General features: G+C 72.9%; 12 protein-coding genes. 9 read left to right on the forward strand and 3 right to left on the reverse strand.

Annotated elements, in window-relative coordinates; genetic code table 11:
- Positions 1-164 precede the first annotated feature (164 nt).
- The 3 genes from ACH4SP_RS11000 (at position 165) to ACH4SP_RS11010 (ending at position 3,715) form a co-directional block, all read left to right on the forward strand.
- The gene (locus ACH4SP_RS11000; protein WP_398413531.1) at positions 165-1,745 is read left to right on the forward strand and encodes an alpha/beta hydrolase; all 1,581 of its coding nucleotides are present in this window, start codon (positions 165-167) and stop codon (positions 1,743-1,745) included.
- Between the two features lie 115 nt (positions 1,746-1,860).
- The gene (locus ACH4SP_RS11005; protein ID WP_398412941.1) at positions 1,861-2,736 is read left to right on the forward strand and encodes an SAM-dependent methyltransferase; all 876 of its coding nucleotides are present in this window, start codon (positions 1,861-1,863) and stop codon (positions 2,734-2,736) included.
- Between the two features lie 175 nt (positions 2,737-2,911).
- The gene (locus ACH4SP_RS11010) at positions 2,912-3,715 is read left to right on the forward strand and encodes a S1 family peptidase (protein ID WP_398412944.1); all 804 of its coding nucleotides are present in this window, start codon (positions 2,912-2,914) and stop codon (positions 3,713-3,715) included.
- A gap of 85 nt (positions 3,716-3,800) precedes the next feature.
- Here ACH4SP_RS11010 and ACH4SP_RS11015 read toward each other — a convergent pair whose 3' ends face one another.
- Genes ACH4SP_RS11015 through ACH4SP_RS11025 form a run of 3 tightly spaced genes read right to left on the reverse strand, consistent with a single transcriptional unit; the run spans position 3,801 to position 6,237 of the window.
- Positions 3,801-4,502 (reverse strand): response regulator, encoded by a 702-nt coding sequence (locus tag ACH4SP_RS11015; RefSeq protein ID WP_398412946.1) that lies wholly within the window; start codon positions 4,500-4,502, stop codon positions 3,801-3,803.
- Positions 4,499-5,710, reverse strand: coding sequence for a sensor histidine kinase (locus tag ACH4SP_RS11020; protein ID WP_398412948.1), 1,212 nt, complete (start codon positions 5,708-5,710; stop codon positions 4,499-4,501). The genes ACH4SP_RS11015 and ACH4SP_RS11020 overlap by 4 nt, the downstream gene beginning before the upstream one ends.
- A gap of 2 nt (positions 5,711-5,712) precedes the next feature.
- Positions 5,713-6,237 (reverse strand): hypothetical protein, encoded by a 525-nt coding sequence (locus ACH4SP_RS11025; protein ID WP_398412951.1) that lies wholly within the window; start codon positions 6,235-6,237, stop codon positions 5,713-5,715.
- A gap of 555 nt (positions 6,238-6,792) precedes the next feature.
- Here ACH4SP_RS11025 and ACH4SP_RS11030 point away from each other — a divergent pair.
- Genes ACH4SP_RS11030 through ACH4SP_RS11055 form a run of 6 tightly spaced genes read left to right on the forward strand, consistent with a single transcriptional unit; the run spans position 6,793 to position 18,839 of the window.
- Positions 6,793-8,271 carry a 3-phosphoshikimate 1-carboxyvinyltransferase gene (locus ACH4SP_RS11030; protein ID WP_398412953.1) on the forward strand — a complete coding sequence of 493 codons (1,479 nt, stop codon included), beginning with the start codon at positions 6,793-6,795 and terminating at the stop codon, positions 8,269-8,271.
- Positions 8,271-9,713 (forward strand): aminotransferase class III-fold pyridoxal phosphate-dependent enzyme, encoded by a 1,443-nt coding sequence (locus ACH4SP_RS11035; protein WP_398412955.1) that lies wholly within the window; start codon positions 8,271-8,273, stop codon positions 9,711-9,713. The genes ACH4SP_RS11030 and ACH4SP_RS11035 overlap by 1 nt, the downstream gene beginning before the upstream one ends.
- Positions 9,710-10,963 (forward strand): Coenzyme F420 hydrogenase/dehydrogenase, beta subunit C-terminal domain, encoded by a 1,254-nt coding sequence (locus tag ACH4SP_RS11040; RefSeq protein ID WP_398412957.1) that lies wholly within the window; start codon positions 9,710-9,712, stop codon positions 10,961-10,963. Before ACH4SP_RS11035 ends, ACH4SP_RS11040 begins: the two co-directional genes overlap by 4 nt.
- Positions 10,956-12,092: a 3-hydroxyacyl-CoA dehydrogenase NAD-binding domain-containing protein gene (locus ACH4SP_RS11045; protein WP_398412959.1), complete on the forward strand. Its 1,137-nt coding sequence runs from the start codon at positions 10,956-10,958 to the stop codon at positions 12,090-12,092. The genes ACH4SP_RS11040 and ACH4SP_RS11045 overlap by 8 nt, the downstream gene beginning before the upstream one ends.
- On the forward strand, positions 12,089-14,056 hold the full coding sequence (locus ACH4SP_RS11050; RefSeq protein ID WP_398412961.1) for a non-ribosomal peptide synthetase: 1,968 nt from the start codon (positions 12,089-12,091) through the stop codon (positions 14,054-14,056). Before ACH4SP_RS11045 ends, ACH4SP_RS11050 begins: the two co-directional genes overlap by 4 nt.
- A complete protein-coding gene (locus ACH4SP_RS11055; protein WP_398412963.1) occupies positions 14,049-18,839 on the forward strand; it encodes an SDR family oxidoreductase in 4,791 nt (1,596 codons plus the stop codon). The genes ACH4SP_RS11050 and ACH4SP_RS11055 overlap by 8 nt, the downstream gene beginning before the upstream one ends.

Here is an 18,839-nt window from a genome sequence, read left to right on the forward strand (position 1 = left end):
GACAGCCGTAGTGAGTGGGAGGGAGTGCTCCGCTTAGCGTCTGACGTATCAGGCACATGCGGAACAGGGCAAGAAGCCCTCTTCCGCAGACGTCGGCCCGTGGGCACTCCCGACCGCAACACCCAGCACCTCCAGGAGATTTCGTGATCACCCCCAGTTCGGCCATGCGCTCCAGCTCGGTCATGCGCCGCACCTCGGCCGTGGGCCTCGCCCTCGCCGCCTGTCTCGGCGCGGCCCCCACCACCACGGCCACCGCCACCACGGCCACCGCCACCGCGGCCCCCGCCGCGTCGAAGTCCGGGGCCGGGCTCGACCGCTACTACAACCAGCGCCTGGGCTGGGGCGGTTGCTCCAAGGGCCCGGACGACACCATGGGCCGGGACCTGGACAAGGCCGGTGTGCAGTGCGCGGACGTCACCGTACCGCTCGACTACACCGCCCCCCGGGGCCGTACGATCACCGTCGCGATATCCCGGCTCAAGGCCACCGACACCCGCCACCGCATCGGCTCGATCCTGCTCAACAACGGCGGCCCCGGCAACACCGCCCTCCAGTCCCCGCCGGAGTTCCACACGTGGATGAAGAAGACCGGACCGCGGTACGACATCATCGGCTTCGACCCGCGCTTCATCGGCCGCAGCACCCCGCTGGACTGCGGCCTGCCCGTCGGCACCAACCTCTTCTCGGCCGGTCTCGGCAGGGCGAGCTTCGAGCGCCAGGTCGCGCTCCAGAAGGGCCTGGCCGCCAAGTGCCGCGCCACCAACGCCGCCGTGCTGCCGCACGTCAGCACCCGCAACACGGCCCGCGACATGGACGTCGTCCGGGGTGCGCTCGGCGAGAAGAAGATCTCGTACTTCGGCTATTCGTACGGGACCTACCTGGGCACCGTCTACACCCAGATGTTCCCGGGCCGCACCGACCGCATGGTCCTGGACGGCGCCATCGACCCGCGCAAGTTCGGCCCCCGGCTGCTCCGGGAGGCCGTCGGCGAGAACGAGCAGGCGCTCGCCGACTGGGCCACCTGGGCCGCGCGGCGCGACGGCACCTACGGCCTCGGCCGCACCCGGGCCCAGGTCCTCGCCACCATCGACCGCGTCATCAGGACATCCGCACGCGGCCCGCTGACCGTCGGCACCGCCCCTGACGACTTCCGGCTCGACGACACCCAGGTCCCGTTCGTCCTCCTCGCCGGGCTCGACAGCGACACCGACACCTCCCGGGCGTCCCTCGCCGAGCAGGTGTCCGTGCTGAACAAGGCCGCAGCCGGGCGGCCGACCAAACTCTCGCCGCAGTTCGCCGGGCTCCTGCGGCTCGCGACGACCGGCGACATGTCGCCCATGGCCAGTTCGCAGTCCGCGGTCATCTGCGGGGACGCCCCGGCCCCGCGCGATCCGGAGGTCTACTGGCGGGACATCCAGCGCAGCCGCGCCGCGTACCCGCGCTTCGGCGCGCTGAACAACAACATCGGCCCGTGCGCCTTCTGGGACCGGCCCCGTGAGAAGCCCACCCAGGTGGAACGCGACGCCAAGGTGCTGATCGTGTCCGCCACCGGCGACCCGCGCACCGCGCACAAGGGCGCCGTCGCCCTGCACGGCCTGCTGCCGAGCTCCAAGCTGATCACCGTCAAGGGCGCCAACCGGCACGCGGTCTACGGCCTGTACGAGAACGCGTGCGTCGACAACAACGTCAACCGGTACCTGGCCACGGGCAAGCTGCCCGCGAGCGACCGGACCTGCGCCAAGTAACGGAGGGTCAACCCCCGGTTGGCCGACTTGTCACTGTTGATCGTCCCCCGGGGCAGCGCCAGGCTGGTGCCGGCCGTCATCGCGGCGGTGAGCGAGGAGCGAGGAGCGCGCGCACATGAGCAACGACAGGACCGCACTGGGCAGCAACGAGGACGCGACCCGCAGCTACTACGAATCCAGCGACGTGGACGGCTTCTACGACGCCGTGTGGGGCGGCGAGGATATCCACACCGGCATCTACGCCGACGACCGGGAGCCCGTCGCCGACGCCTCCCGGCGCACCGTCGAGCGCGTGGCCGACCGGCTCGCGGACCACCTCGGCCCCGGCAGGACCGCCCTCGACCTCGGCTCCGGCTACGGCGGCACCGCCCGGTACCTGGCCGACCGCTTCGGCTGCCGCGTCGTCGCGCTCAACCTCAGTGCCGCGCAGAACGAACGCCACCGCGCGGCCAACGCCCGGCGGGGCCTCGACGGCCTCATCGAGGTCGTCACCGGCTCCTTCCACGAAGTTCCGTACGAGGAAGGCCACTTCGACGCGGTCTGCTCCCTGGAGGCGTTCTGTCACAGCGGCGACCGGCCCCGCGTCCTCAGTGAGGCCGCACGCGTCCTCAAGCCCGGCGGGGCCCTCGCCTTCACCGACATCATGGCCGACGAGGGCGCGTCCGCCGAGGCGCTGCATCCGGTCGTCTCCCGCCTCGGCGTGGACGCGCTGGCCACCCCGTCCTTCTACGTCGACCGGCTCACCGAGCTGGGCCTGGCCCCAGTCGTCTTCGACGACCACAGTGCCCAACTCGGCCACCACTACGTCCGGTTGACCGCCGACACCCGCGCCAAGGAGGCCGAGCTGCGCGCCACCATCAGCCCCGCCTACGTCGACGGCCTGCTCGCCAACCTCCCCCTCTGGGTCGACGCCACTCGCGCCGGACGGCTGCGCTGGGGCATCTTCAGCGCCCGGCGCACCGCCGCGCGAAGTGGGATCAGCGGCGCCTGATCAACTTCGCGCCGGTACGGGGGAACCCGAGCCGGGGGCGGACCGTCATGATCAGTGACCGTAACCGTGTTCCTGACGTACGGCGCACGGGCGGCACCGGTACCGGCATCGACCGGGCCGCACACCGCTCGTGCCACCGCTCGTACGACGTGAACCTTCCCCGGGGGGAACCCTCGTGCCGATCCACCACCGCCGTTCCAGGGCCGCCGTGTTCACCGCCGCCGCGGCCCTCGCAGCCGCGGGCCTGGCAGCCACCGCGACTCCCGCCGCCGCGATCCAGGGCGGCAAGAACGCCACCACCACGGACCACCCGTACACGATGCAGCTCCGCAGCAAGGCGAGCGACGGCACCGCGAGCGAGCACATATGCGGCGGCACCCTCGTCGCGCCGAACAAGGTGCTGACCGCCGCCCACTGCGTCGCCGAGGAGGAGGGGCGGCCCCCCGTCACCTACGAGGTGGTCGGCGGCCGCACCGACCTGCGGACCACCAAGGGCACGGTCCGCCAGGTCGCCTCGATCAAGATCCACCCGAAGTTCGAGGCGGCCAACTACCTGTATGACGCGGCCGTCCTCACCCTCGCCAAGCCGATGCCGTACAAGCCGCTGCCCGTCGCCGGGGCGAAGGACACCGAGCTGGTCAAGTCCGGCCGGTCCGCGACCGCCCTGGGCTGGGGCCTCACCGCCACCGGCACCAAGGGCGTGCGGCTGAAGGCGGCACAGCTGACCCTGTCGCCGCTCAAGGGCTGCGACCCGTACACCGCACCCACCGACACCCCGCTCCTCAAGCTCTGCGGGACTCCCGCCACCGGCACCTTCGACAGCATCTGCCATGGCGACTCGGGCGGCCCGCTGGTCGTGGGCGGCAAGCTGGTCGGGATCACCTCCTCCGGCAACAGTTACTGCAACAAGGAGTACCCGACCGGTCTCTTCACCCGTACCAGCGCGATCGTCGCCGGGCTGGGTCTGCCGACCGGCTGACCGGAGGCCGTACGCGCCACCGAACGGAGTCGTCTGCCGCGATGAGGGGGGTGCGCCGGGTCCCGGGCGTGAGACCCCGCACCGCTCAGGCCAGGCCCGCCTCGATGGCGCGGCGGACGGCGTCGGCCCGGTCGCGGATCCCCGCCTTGGCGAACAGGTTGTTGATGTGGGTCTTGACCGTGGCCTCGCTGATGAAGAGCTTCTCGGCGATGCCCCGGTTGGGCAGCCCCCGGCCGATCAGCGTGAGCACCTCGCGTTCGCGGGGTGTGAGGTCCTCGGGCAGGGCCTGCCCGAGGACCGGTGCCTTGGCCCTGACGGTGGCGAGCAGCCGGTCCTGGACCTCGCGGTCGAGTACGGACTGACCGGCGGCAGCGGCCCGGATCGCCCGGATGATGTCCTGGCGTCCCGCGTTCTTCGTCAGGTAGCCGCGGGCCCCCGCGCTCAGCGCGCCCAGGATCGAGTCGTCGTCGGCGAATGTGGTGAGCACGACCACCGCCACCTCCGGATACGCCTCGCCCAGCCGACGCGTCGTCTCGATCCCGTCCAGCACGGGCATCCGCAGGTCCATCAGTACGACGTCCACCGGCCCTGCGGCGACAGCCGTCAGCACCTCGCTCCCGTCGGCGGCGGCCGCGACGACGTCGATGTCGTCCGACAGCCCGAGCACCGCGGCGAGCGGCTCCCGGACGGCGGCCTGGTCGTCGGCGACGACTACCCTCAACCGCCGCGGATTCTCCGTCGGTTCACTCGGTTCACTCGGTTCATTCGTCCCACTCGTCCCACTCATCCCGGGATCGCTGCCTCCACTTGCCAGCCGTCTCGGTCCGGCCCCTCGGCGATCGGCCCCGCGGTCACGGACCCGCCCAGCAGAGCGACGCGTTCGCGCATTCCGATCAACCCCATTCCGCTGCCGGCCCCCGCCGTCACCGTACGGGTGGCGGAACGGTTGCGGATCCTCAGGGTGGTCGACGAGGCGCCGAACACCAGCTCCACGCGGACCTCTCCGCCGGGAGCGTACCGAGTGGCGTTGGTCAGTGCCTCCTGGGCGATCCGCAGCAGGTTCTGGGTCACCGCTGCCGGTGTCGTGCGGACGGTCCCGGTCACGGTGAGCGCGTCACGGTGGCCCGACGATTCGAGCATCGCGGTCAGGCTCTCCCGCAGGGGCAGCGTGTCCTCGCGCAGTGCGTGCACGGTCCACTGCGCCTGTTTCAGGCTCTCCCTGACCAGGTCGTGGGCCTTGTCGTTGGCCTCCCTGACCTTCTCCAGGTCACCGGTGTCGAGCAGTGCGTCGGCCAGCTCCAACTGCATGTTGATCCCGGCGAGAGAGTGCGCCAGAACGTCGTGCACGTCCCGGGCGATCCGGCTGCGCTCGGTCAGCACGGCGGTCCTGGCCTCGGCCCTGGCGGCGCGTTCGGCCGACTCGGCCGCTGCGATCGCCGCCGTGACGGCCCGGCGCTGACTGCGGTTGACGATGCCGACCAGGACCGGGGCGCCGGAGGCGAGACCGAGCGTCCAGTGCGTCTGGTGGTACCCGGGACCGAGGTGGAAGTACAGGACGGCGCCGCAGATCAGGCTGCAGATCCCGGCGAGGACGAGGGCCTCCTTCGGCTCCAGCCGGTAGCCGATGTGACCGGCGATGAAGAAGGCGAAGAGGAAGCCCGTACCGCTGCTGCTGACGCCGATCAGGGCGGCCGCCGCGACGACGCCGAAGGAGAGCCAGAGGAGAGCGAGGTGCCGGGGAACCCTGTGCTCGGGCAGCCGCCGGGCCAGCAGCGACGCGGAGTTGAGCACGAAGAGGACGGCGACGGCCAGGCCCCGGCCGCTGAAGCCCATGGGGCGGATCGTCAGTGCGCCGATGACGACGACCGTGAGGGTCAGCACCCACTGCACCCGCGGGTCCTGTCCGGTGACCGGCCGCGGGGCCGCCCCCCGGGCCGTGGACTTCCCAGGGGGCGGAGCGCTCTTGGTCAGGGGCACCTGCCGAACATAACGCACGGTCAGACCGTGCGGTCGAGGACGGCCACGGGACGGGTCACCGTCCGCGCCCGGCTGCGTACGAAGATCGTGGCCAGCCGCGTGACCACTTCGGTGACTGCCATCAGCACGAACGCCGTCACCCAGGCCTGGTCGCCGGTGATCTGGTGGGCGATGCTGAACCGGGCGACGTCATCGGCGCCACCGCCGTGTTCGACCCACAGCTGGAACCCCATCCGTGCTCCCATCCCCACGATCCACAGGATCGCCGACACCGCACCGGCCTTGATCAGAAGGTGCCCGTCGACGGCGCGGATCCGGGTGTAGACGCCCCCGGCGACACCGAGCGCGGCACCCACGCCCGTCAGGACCCCGACCAGCACCAGGTCGTTGCCAGCGGTGGGAAGGGTGTCCAGGTACGAATGGGCCACGAAGGCCACGATGCCCAGGGGGATCAGGAAGGTCTTGAGGTCGAGTCGGCCTTCCCGCAGCTGCCGGAAGACGACGAGGAGGAGGGCGATGTCGGTGATCCACTCGGTCGTTGTCATGCCCTCAAGACTGCTGCGACGCGGCCCGCAGCACCTGGACCCCTGGGTGGAGTAGTGGGTGGAGTTCCACCGCCCATGTCGTGTCCACCCCCGCCGGGCGGACCGCACACTCCCTTTTGAATTGGTGCGTGAAGTCGGTGAATGGATCCTTGCTGCGATGAGCCTTTTCGGAGTGACTTGGATCGCCTTTGCGGGTGGTGTGATTGCGGGGGCTCGCCGGGGGGAAGTGGTCTGTATTTCAGAGGTGTTGGGTGACTGGTGAGACTTGTTGAAGCGGTCAACGTTTCATTGACAGTTGCTCTGTGCGGGTGATTGAGTCGGGCTCGTCGCGAGGCCGTGGTCACGGCTTGTCGAGCAAGGTGGAAGGGGTGCGCTGTCAGCGGATTCTGTATCTTTCACCAGTTCGTTTCCGCCACGGTGGCCGGTTTATTTCCACTGCGGCCACCGGTTCGTTTCCGTGACGACGGCCGTGGATTTGACCGAGGTTTTTCCTTTTCTTTTCCCGCGCTGTTGGTCTGCTCGTAGGTCCCCGAAGTCCAGGAACAGGAGCAAGGTGTGCTTGACGCCCGGAGAGGGGCCCGGAAGGTATTCGACAAGCCGGGTACCGACTCGGCGGACCTGGCGGTGGACGGCGGGCGGAGTGAGGAGGCCGTCGGCGCCGACGCGTTGAGCGTCGGAGTGCCGGGGGACAAGTCGGTCACCCACCGGGCGCTGCTGGCGGCGCTGCTGCCCGGCGCGCCCGAGGTGCTGACGGTGCGCAACGCCAACCTGGGCGGCGCCGTGCGTGCGCTGCTGCCCGCGATGCGGGCGCTGGGGGTGGAGACCCGTACGGACGGCAGCACGCTCACCGTGCGGCGCGGCGCGTTACCGGTGCCGCAGCAGGTGCGCGACCACCCGGACGTGTCCGGCTGGCCGGAGGGCGTGCCGTACCTGGAGACCGGAGGGTCGAGCGCCGCGGCCCGGCTGCTGATCGGGGTACTGGCGGGCAGCGGCACCGCGGCGGTGGTGGACGGTGACGAGGTGCTGCGGCACCGCCCGATGGACTGGCTGATCGATCCGCTGGTCGAACTGGGCGCGGACATCGCCTACTTGGGGGACGAAGGCCGCCTTCCCGTCCGGGTCAAGGGGGCGGTGTGCCGCTCGGGGACGGTGAAGCTGCGGGTGGGAAGCGCGCAGGCGCGGTCCGCCGTGCTGCTGGCCGTGGCCGCCGCGGGGCTGCCGGCGACCGTACGGCACCCGGTGCGCTCCCGGGACCACACCGAGCGGATGCTCGCCGCGTTCGGCGGCGGACTGCACGAGGACGACGACGAACTCGTCTGGGACGGCGCGGCGTTCGAGGTGCCGGAGGTCATCGACGTGCCGGGCGATCCGTCCCTGGCGGCGTATCCCGTGGCGGCGCACCTGCTGTGGGGCGACGGCGGGACGCTGCGGGTGCCGGGCGTCTGTCTGAACCCGACCCGCACGGGCTTCTTCGACGTGCTGCGCACGAGCGGGGCCGACATCTCCTACGAGGACCCGCACGGGAATTCCTGGGAGGGCGGGCACGCGCGCGGCGGCGAACCGGTGGGGACCGTGGTGGTCCGGGGCGGACTGGACCGGGTCGAGTCCGTCCGGGTGGACGAGCCCGCACTGCTGCACGCGCTGATCGACGAGGTGCCGTTGCTGGCCCTGGTCGCGGCCCGGCTGCCGGGAGTGTCGTGGATCGGGTGCGCGGAGGAGCTCCGCTTCAAGGAGACGGACCGGCTGACGGCCACGGCACGGATGGCCGGGGCGTTCGGCGCCCGGGTCGAGGTGGCCGAGGACGGACTGACCGTGCGCGGCGGCGCACCGCTGCGGGCCGGTGAGGTGCCGGGCTTCGAGGACCACCGGATCGCGATGGCCGCCGCGACGCTCGCGGGGTGCCTGTCCGGGCGCACCACGGTGCGGGGCGGCGCCTGTCACCGCACGTCGTTTCCCGACTTCGCCGATGTGCAGCGGGCCGTCGGCGCCCGGATCGCAGAGGACCCGACGAACCGAACGAAGGACTTCCGGTGATGAACAGTGATGTGGGTGCCGAAGCGCGGTCCACGGGGAGCGCCCTGGGGCCGGAGTTCAGCGGTGGCAGCGGTCCCTGGCTTTACACCGAGGACGGCACCGCCTGGTTCGACGGGACCGCGGGCAGCGGCGCGGCGACGCTGGGACACCAGCACCCCGAGGTCACCGCCGCTGTGACCGCCCAGGCCGCACGCCTGGCCCACACCGGCTGCAAGCTGGCATCGGACGTCCGCAGACGGATGATCGAGCGGCTCTGCGCACTGTCGCCGTACGAGGAGCCCGCGGTGCTGCCCACCGCGACCGGCTCGGAGGCGGTGGAGTCCGCGCTGAAGATCGCCCGTGCGGCCACCGGGCACCGGGCCGTGGTCGGCTTCCGCTACGGCTTCCACGGCAAGACGGCCGGGGCGCTGGCACTCACCTGGCGCGCGGAGTTCAAGACCTACAGCGGCTACGGGAAAGACGGCTCAGGGAAAGACGGCTACGGGAAAGACGGCTACGGGAAAGACGGCTCAGGGAAAGACGGCTACGGGAAAGACGGCTCCGCGGACGACGGCGCCGAAGGCTCCCCGCCGGTCGTCATCGCGGAACTGCCCGACCCCCGGGAGCCGGGAGCCGACGACGTCGCCGGTTTCGCGGCCGGGCTGTCCGCGGCGCTGGACGCCGCCGACCGGCGCGGCGGCACCGCGGCCGTGGTCCTGGAACCGGTCCAGGTGACCGAGGGGGTTCTGGACGTACCGCCGGCGCTGCTCGACGAGATCGCCCGGCAGGCGCACTCCCGGGGCGCGCTGCTGGTGCTGGACGAGATCTACACCGGGCTCGGCAGGGCCGGGCGGCTTTTCACCGCCGAGCTGATGACCGAGAAGCCGGATCTGACGCTGCTCGGCAAGACCCTGGGCAATGGGTTCCCGGTCGGCGCCGTGGTGGGGGAGCGTGCGGTGCTCGACGCGCTGCCGCCGGGCGTGCAGACCTCCACCTTCTCCGGGCATCCGGTCTCCTGCGCGGCCGCCGAAGCCGTACTGGACATCGTCGTACGGGAGGACGTGGCGGGCAGGGCGCGGGAGTTGGGCGCGCGGCTGCGTGCCGACCTTGAAGCGCTGGCCGCCCGGCACCCCTGGATGCGGGCGGTCCGGACGGCCGGTGCGCTGGCGGCCTTCGACTGTGTACGGGAGGGGCGGCCCGATCCTGAGCTGGCGCGGGCCGTCACGGGCGGCGCCCTGCGCGGCAGGCTGCTGCTGTTCGGCGGCGGGCCCGAGGGCGCCACCGTCAAGATCGTGCCGCCGGCGCTGCTGGACGAGGACGGCTACCGGTTCCTGATCGAGGGCATCGGGGCGGCGGTGGCCGAAGCGGCCCGGCAGGAGGAGCACACCGGGGCCGGCCGCGACGGCGGAACACGGCATGCCGCGTCACACGGTGCGCCCTTGTCGGAAGGCGGTCGCTTATGAGCTTCCAGCAGCTTGAAAGGGACGTACTGGAACCGGAGTTGTGCACCGTGTGCGGGGTCTGCGAGCTGGCCTGCCCGGCCGGGGTGATCGGTTTCGAGGGGCTGGACCCGGTGCTCACCGTGGCCTCCTGGACCGCCGCCGACTGCGGGGAGTGCACCGACTGCGTGGACGTGTGCCCCGGGGCCGACCCCGGCACCCCGGCCACCGAGGAGCGGCTGTTCGGCCGCACCCGCACCCCGCAGGAGCGCTGGACCGGGGTCTTCGAGGAAGTGGTCGCCGGGCACGCGCTGGACCCCGTGGTGTACGAGGCGTCCGCCAGCGGCGGCAGCCTCACCGCGCTGCTGCAGACCGCCATGCGTGAGCTGGGCGTGACGGCGGTGCTGTCCATGGGGCGGGACGCCGATGAGCCCTGGCGGGCGGCGCCCGCGCTGACCCGCGATCCGGGTGAACTGGTGGAGACCGCCCAGTCCACCTATCAACTCGCCCCGTATCTCGGCCTGTTGCGGAAGATGATGACCGAGGAGCCGGACGCCCGGGTCGCCATGTCCGGCGTGGCCTGCCACATCCAGGCGATGCGCAAGCTCCAGGCCATGGACACCGAAGCCGGGCGGTGGGCACGCGATCGCGTGGTGCTCCTGGTCGAGCCCGCCTGCTCGTCGAGCACACGCCCCGAGGGCACCGCCGCGGTGATCCGTGAACGCGCCCACGTACCCGTCGAGTCGGTGGTGCGACTGCGCTACCGCGAGGGCGAGTACCCCGGGAACATCGGCATCCGCACGCGGGACGGCATGGACCACGAGGTGCAGTTCTGGCAGGCGGTCCGGGACTTCGCAGGCAACAAGACGTACCGCTGCCTGTCCTGCGGGGACTGGATGTCGGGGCTGGCCGACGTGAGCGTCAGCGACGGCGACCCGAACATCTTCGCCGCGAGCGTGAGCGGCGAGGGGCAGACCAAGCACGGCCGGGTGTTCATCCGCACCGCGGCAGGCGCCGATGCGGTGGCCGCCGCCCGGGAGCACGGGCTGTTCACCCACGAACCGGTGGACCTGGCGGGCCTCAACCTGGGCCTGGAGCGCAAGCGCAACCGGCGCGCCAGCTACGAACGCGGCGACCGGGCAGTGCCGTTGGGTCCGATCCCCGGACACCGCGAGGAACTGGACGTCGTGCCGGACGAGCGGTGGATCCCGGCGCCGGACCGGGCGGGGAAGCAGCAGGCAGAGGGGACGACGAGGGAGTGCGGCGATGACTGAACAGGCGTCGGTCCGGTCGCTGCGACGGGTGCCGGACGCCCCGACAGCCGGCCCGTCCGGTGACGTACTCCCGCTGCCCGTACGGCAGTTGGTGGCAGCGGGCGGTACGGATCCGGTCCTTGAGGATGTGCTGCGCCGGCCCCCGGGCCGCGGCGAGATACGGCTGCGCGCCGAGTGGAGCCTGGTGAGTCCGGGCACCGAGCTGCACTATCTGGACCGGTCGGCCCGCACCGGCGAGCGCTTCGTCCTCGGGTACTGCTCGGCCGGGGTGGTGGAAGCCGTCGGCCCGCAGGCCCCCGGGTTCGCGCCGGGCGACCGGGTGATCGCCATGGGCTGGGACGAGGCCGTGCACAGCGGAGCGGTCACCGTGCCGCACCGGCTGTGCCGCCGGGTCCCGGACGGCCTGGACCTGGCGGACGCGGTGGTGGCGGGTCTTGCGGCGACCGCCGTGCACGCCGTGGACCGGGCGGTACTGGAACCCGCGGACGAGGTCGCCGTGGTGGGCGCCGGAATGGTCGGCCAGCTGGTGGCCCAGACCGTGGTGGCCCGGGGCGTCCCCGTCACCCTGCTGGACCTCCGCCCGGAGCGGCTGCGTACGGCGGCGGCCCTCGGACTGGCCACCGCCGACGGGGCGTACTTCGCGACGGAGCGGGAGGGCTCGGACCCCGGACGGGCCGGGAACGGCGGCCGGTGCGTCTTCCTCTGCGGCACCGGGGACGCCGGCGCCACCGTCGCGGCGGCGGCCCGCTGGGCGGGCCGGGCCCCGGGACGCCCCCGGCTGGTCGGCGTCGGCCGGTTCGCGGCACACATCGACTTCAGCGTGGAGCTCGGCAACCTCGACATCCGGTACGCGGCCCGCTGCGGCGCCGGATACCGGGACGCCTCCTACGCCCGCGGACTGACCGACGTCACGGCGCCTGACGGCGAGGGCACGGTCACCGAGAACCTCCAGCGGGCACTGGACCTGATCCGCTCGGGCGGGATCCGCCCCGCCGCCATGGAACTGCCGCGTTTCCCGCTGGAACGGGCCGCCGAGGCCTACGCACAACTGCGCGAGCGACCCGCGCACCCCGCCGTGCTCTTCTCCCACGGCCCGGTCGACGGGACGGAAAGGGGTGCGACGCCGTGACCACGTCCCTGACCGAAATACCCACAGGACACCGGCCGTTCCCGCCCGCCGAGCAGGCCGGAACGCTCGTCCACCGCTTCCTGGAGCAGGCCGCCGCCCACCCGGAACGGGAAGCCGTGGTCACCCCCGAGGTGCGCTGGACCTACCGGGAGACCGCCGGGCGCGCGTCCCGGATCGCCGCCTCGCTGGCCGCTGCCGGGCTGCGCCCCGGCGACCGCGTCGGCCTGCTCTTCTCGCACGGTGCGGAGATGATCGCGGCGCTGCTCGGCGTGCTGCACGCCGGACTGTCCTACGTACCGCTGGACGCCGCCTACCCCGAACAACGCCTCGCCCTCATGGCGCGGGACGCGGGCGTACGGGCCCTGGTCGCCACCGCACCGCACCTGGCTCTGGCCGGTCAACTGGCCGAGGAGCAGCCGGTGTTGGTGTACGACGACCTGGCGTCCCGGCGGGCGGGGAAGAGCGAGGACCCGGAAGTGCGGGCGCGGCCCGACGGGGAGGCGTACGTCCTCTACACTTCCGGGTCCACCGGGCGGCCCAAGCCGGTCGCGCAGACCCACCGCAACGTGCTGCACCACACGCGGGTGTGGACCGACGGCCTGGGCGTCGGCCCGCGGGACCGGCTCACCCTGCAGTCCGCGTACAGCTGGGACTCGGCGGTGCAGGACACCTTCGCAGCCCTGCTCAACGGCGCGGCCCTGTACCCCGTCGACCTCAAGTCGCTCGGCATCAGCGGCCTGCTGGAGTGGATGGCGGCCGAGGACCTCACCGTCTACCACTCCACGCTCCCGGTGTTCCGGGCCCTGGTGCGGGCCATGGAGTCGCGGCGGACGGCACTGCCCGCCATGCGGATGCTCGCCCTCGGCGGTGACACCCTGCACCTGGCCGATCTCGACGCCGCCCGGCGGGCGTTCGCCGAGCACTGCCGGGTCGCCGGGGCCTACGGCTCCACCGAGTGCTCCTGCGCTCTGTTACGGGTGGCAGACAGGGACTACCGGCCGCCGACCGGCGTCTTCCCGCTGGGCCTCCCGGCGGCCGACACCCAGGTGTGGCTCCAGGACGAGCGCGGGCAGCCGGTCGAGGGGCCGGGCGAGGGTGAACTCGTCGTCGCCAGCGACTACTTGGCGCCCGGCGCGGTCCCGGACGGCCGCACCTACCGCACCGGGGACCTCGCCCGGCGGCTGCCGGACGGCACGCTCCTGCTGATCGGGCGCCGCGACTTCCAGGTGAAGATCTCCGGGATCCGGGTGGAGACCGGGGAGGTGGAGAGCGCGCTGAAGGGCCTGCCCGAGGTGCGCGAGGCCGTGGTGATGCCGTTCACCGACCGGCTGGGCGAGCGGCAGTTGGCCGCGTACCTGGTGGTGGCCGACGGAGCGCGGGCCGAACCTGCCGTGCTGCGGGCGACGCTGCGCGGGGTGCTGCCCGACCACGCCGTACCCACCGCGTACGTCCTGCTGGACGCGCTTCCGCTGACGCCGAACCACAAGATCGACCGGGCGGCACTGCCCGACCCCCTCGCCGCCCGGGAGCCGGGACCGGACGCGGGTGTACGCGGCGCCGGGCCGCTGGAGCGGGCCGTGGCCGAGGCGTGGCGCGAGGTGCTCGGCACCGGCGCCGTCGCCCTGGACGACAACTTCTTCGATCTGGGCGGTACCTCCCTGCGGGTGGCCGCCGTCCACGAACTGCTCACCAGGACCGTCGCGCCCGGACTGCGGATGACCGACCTGTACCGGGCACCGACCGTCCGCGCGCTGGTGCGGCTCATCGGCAGCGGCCGGGCGGACCCCCCGGAGGATTCCGGGGCGCCCGCCGCACGGGGCGCCCGCAGACGCGCCGCGGCCCGCGGCGGCGCCCGCCGCACCGCGGCCCGCACCCGACCGGCCGTGCCGCCACCGGACCCGCCGCACGCAGGACCGGCCGTTCCGCCGCCGAACTCCCCTCACACAGGAGGTACTTGTGACTGACCGCCCCTACGCCGCCGTGGCGGACGGCGCCGATCTCGACGGACGGATCGCCGTCGTCGGGCTGGACTGCCGGCTGCCGGGCGCCCGCGACCACCACGAGTTCTGGCGCAACCTGCTCGCGGGCACCGACCAGATCCGCGACGTGGACGAGGAACAGCTCGCCGCAGCCGGGGTGGAGAGCAGGACCCTGGCGGACCCCCGCTACGTGCGCAGGGCCGCGACCGTCGACGACGCCGACCTCTTCGACGCCTCCTTCTTCTACCTCAGCGCCCGCGAGGCCGAGCGGATGGACCCGCAGCTACGGCTGTTCCTGCAGTCCTCCTGGAAGGCGCTGGAGCACAGCGGCCACGACTCCGAACAGTACGAGGGCCGCATCGGCGTCTTCGCGGGCGCGCTGAACAGCACCTACCTGCTGCACAACGTGCTGACCGGCGAGAAGGGCTTCGGGGGCTCGCTGCCCAAGCTCCGCCAGGACCTGTCCGCGCTGATGGGGAACGACCCCAACTACCTCTCCACCAGGGCCTCTTACCACCTCAACCTCACCGGCCCGAGCCTCTCCGTGCAGACCGCCTGCTCCACCTCGCTGGTGGCGGTGCACCAGGCGGCGCAGAGCCTGCTGGGGCAGGAGTGCGACGTGGCGCTGGCCGGAGGCGTGGCGCTGCGCTTCCCGCAGGAGGCGGGGTACCTCCACGAGACCGACGGGATCGCCTCGGCGACCGGCACGGTGCGGCCCTTCGACGCGCACGCGGACGGCACGGTCTTCGGCAACGGCGTCGGCGTGGTGGTGCTCAAGCGCCTGTCGGACGCACTCGCCGAGGGCGACACCGTCTGGGCGGTGCTGCGCGGCTCCGCGATCGGGAACGACGGCGCCGACCGGGTCGGCTACAGCGCACCGGGCGTCACCGGCCAGGCCGCCGTCCTCGCGGAGGCGCTGGCCGTCGCGGACGTGGACCCGGCGACCGTCAGCTACCTGGAGGCCCACGGCACCGGCACCACGATGGGCGACCCCATCGAACTGGCCGCCGCCGCACAGTCCTACCAGGTGGACGGCGCGCCGCCGCTGACGATCGGTTCGGTGAAGGCCAACCTCGGCCATCTGAGCACCGCGGCCGGCGTCACGTCGCTCATCAAGTGCGTGCTGATGCTGCGCCACCGCACGCTGGTGCCCACCCCGCACTTCACCGAGTGGAACCCGCGGTGCGAGGTCGACGGCACCCGCTTCCGCATCGGCACCGAGACCGAGCCGTGGCAGGCGCAGGCCGACGGCGGCCCGCTGCGCTGCGCGGTCACCTCCACCGGCATGGGCGGCACCACCGCACACGTCGTACTGGAGGAGGCCCCTGCCCCCGATCCGGCGGCACGGCCCGCCGCGCCCGCCGCCCCCGTCGCGCTGCTGCCGCTCTCGGCGAAGTCCCCGGCCGCGCTGGAGAAGGCGCGCCAGGAGCTGGCGGACCACCTGGAGGCCACGGCAGCCACGGCAGCGGCAACGGGGCAGGACGCATCCGGGGGGCTCGGCGACACCGCCCTTGAGGACGCCGCCCACACCCTGGCGACCGCCCGCCGCACCTTCAACTACCGTGCTGTGATCACCGCCCCGGACCGGGAGACGGCCGTGCGCGCACTGCGCAGCGGCGACCCGCGCTTCACCCACCAGGACTCCGGACAGCCCGCCGACCGGCCCGTCGTACTGCTCTTCCCCGGCCAGGGAACCCAGCACCCCGGCATGGGCCAGGGCTGGTACGAGCACCTCCCGGTGTTCCGCCAGGTGCTGGACGAGTGCGCGGAGCTGCTGAAGCCGCACCTGGGCCTGGACCTGCGGGACGCCCTCTACCCCCGGCTTCGGGAGTACACCGGCACCCCGTACGACCTGGGCCGCACCCGGCTGACCCAGCCCGCGCTGTTCACGGTGGAGTACGCGCTGGCCCGGCAGTGGGCCGCCTGGGGCGTGCGCCCGGCCGCGCTGGTCGGGCACAGCGTCGGCGAGTACGTCGCCGCCACGCTCGCCGGGGTCTTCGCGCTCCCCGACGCGCTGCGGGTGATCGCCGAGCGCGGCCGACTCGTGGACGGGCTGCCCGGTGGCGTGATGGCCGCGGTGATGCTCTCGCCCGAGGAACTCGCCCCGTACCTCGACGGAGAATCCGAGGACTCCGGGACCGGACGGGTCGCGCTCGCCGCGGTGAACGAGCCTGCGGTGTGCACCGTCGCCGGATCCAGGGAAGCCGTCCGCGCGCTCACCACCCGCCTCACCGCCGACGGCGTCGCCCACCGCAAGGTCGTCACCTCGCACGCCTTCCACTCGGCCATGATGGACCCGGCCGTAGGCCCGCTCACCGAGCTGCTGCGCGGCGTCCCGCTGCGCCGCCCCGAGGTCCCCTTCCTGTCCAACAGGACCGGCACCTGGATCACCGACGAGCAGGCCACCGACCCCGCGTACTGGGGCGGGCACCTGCGCGAGACCGTACGGTTCGCGGACAACCTGGCCACGGTGCTGGACGGCGAGGCCCCGGTCTTCCTGGAGGTGGGACCCGGCCAGACGCTGGCCACCTTCACCCGTCGCCACCCGGACCGGGAGACCGGCGTACCGGTCGTGACCTCCGCCGCCCGCGGGCGGGACGCGGGCGCCGACCTGACCGCGGTCACCGCCGCCCTCGGCCGGCTGTGGGCGGCCGGACTGCCCGTGGACTGGCAGGGCTACTACGCGGGCCGCGGGCGCGGCCGGGTGCCGCTGCCGACGTACCCCTTCGAAGGCACCCGCTACTGGGTCGAGCCCGGCACCGGGACACTGACGGGGGCGGGCGGCGGCACCGGGAACGGGGTGCGCAAGCTGCCGCTCGACCAGTGGTTCTCCGCGCCCGTGTGGCGCCCCGCCGTCGGCACCCTCGACGCGGCCGCCGAACCGGTCACCGACCCCGTACTGCTCTTCGCCGACGAGCAGGGCACCGCCGGCCGGATCGCCGCGCACGCCTTCGAGGGCGAGGTGCTCACCGTACGGGCCGGAGCCGCGTACGGGAGGGAAGGCGACACCTGGACGCTGCGGCCGGACTCCGAGGAGGACCACGCCCGCCTCGTCGCCGACCTGTTGGCGGACGAGCGGCTGCCGGACCGGGTGCTGCACGCCTGGTCCACCGCACCGCTGCCCGCCGAACGCGGCAAGGAACGCTTCGAGAGCGCCCAACGCCACGGCCTCTACAGCCTGATCGCGCTGGTCAAGGCCTTCAGCGAACACGGCGTCACCAAGCCGCTGCAGCTCGACCTGATCAGCGCGGGCGCCTACGCCGTCACCCCGGCCGAGCCGGAACCGGCGGCCGAACTCGTCACCCTCGCCGTCGCCGCCCGCGTCATCGGCCAGGAGCACGGCAACATCGGCGCCCGGCACTTCGACCTGCCGGCCGCCGTCGACGAGCACTCGCTGCGCACGCTCGCCGCCGAACTGGCCGGGCAGCGCCGCCCCGAGGTGGCCACCACGCTGCGCGGCGCCACCCGCTGGATCACCGACATGGCTCCGGTACGCGCCGACTGGACCGCCAAGGCGGCCTCCCGGCTGCGCGAGGACGGCGTCTACCTCATCACCGGCGGCCTCGGCGAGATCGGCTCCACTCTCGCGCACTGGCTGCGCCGCGAGTGCCCCGGCGCCCGCCTGGCGCTGCTCACCCGCGATCCGCTCCCGGACCGCGCGGAGTGGGACGGCTGGCTGGAGAGCCACGAGGACGACGACGGGACGTCGCTGCGCATCCAGCGGCTGCGCGCCCTGGAGAGCGACGGCGACCGGCCCTTCCTCGTCCACGCGGACGTCGCCGACGAGGAAGCGCTGCGTGCCGCGGTGGATCAAGTCACCGCCCACTTCGGTGCGTTGAACGGCGTCGTGCACGCGGCAGGACTGCCCAGCGAGCAGTGGGACCGGGCGATCACCGCGGCCAGTGTCGAGCAGTGCGAGTGGCACTTCGCCTCCAAGGCGTACGGACAGATCGCCCTGGAGAAGGTCCTGGCCGACCACGACGTGGACTTCGCCCTGCTGCTCTCCTCGCTGGCCGGTGTGCTCGGCGGGCTGCGGCTGCTCGGCTACGGCGCCGCCAACCACTTCATGGACGCGGCCGCCGAACGCGCCAACCGGGGCCTGGACCGTACGGTGTGGATCAGCGCCGCCTGGGACGTGTGGCAGCACCACCAGGACGAGAAGCGGGCCATCTCCGCCATCGGCCGCAGCATGGACGACAAGGCGATCCAGCCCGAGGAGGGGCTGGAGGCCGTCCGCCGTCTGCTGACGCTGCGCGACGTCTCCCACGTCGCCGTCTCCACCTGGGACATCGGGCACCGCCTGGACCAGTGGGTGCGCGACGAGCGGATCGCGCGGCCCGCGGCGGGCGCCGTCGCGGCGGCGGGCACCGAAGGAGAGCAGGCCGGGGACGACCTCGTCGGCCAGGTGGCGCGCCTGGTGCGCGACGCGCTGGGCGCCGAGGAGATGCCGCTGGACGCCGACATCTTCGAGTTCGGCGGCGACTCCCTGCTGATCGTGCGGCTGCTGTCGAACCTGCGCGACCAGTTCTCGGTGGAGGTGCCGCTGGCGGACGTGCTCGGCGAGCCGACGCCCAGGGCGCTGGCCACGTTCGTACAGGAGCGCCTGGACGCCCGGACGGAGACCGCGACCGGGGCGGACGCAACCGCAGGGAGCGGCGAGGACGACATCGAGTCGCTGGCGGCGCTGCTGGCCGAACTCGACCCGGACGACATCGAACGCCTGCTGGCCGACGCCCAGCAGGACGGCGACAAGGAACAGGAGCGCTGA

The organism is Streptomyces sp. NPDC021093 (genome assembly GCF_044333135.1).
Lineage (GTDB): Bacteria > Actinomycetota > Actinomycetes > Streptomycetales > Streptomycetaceae > Streptomyces.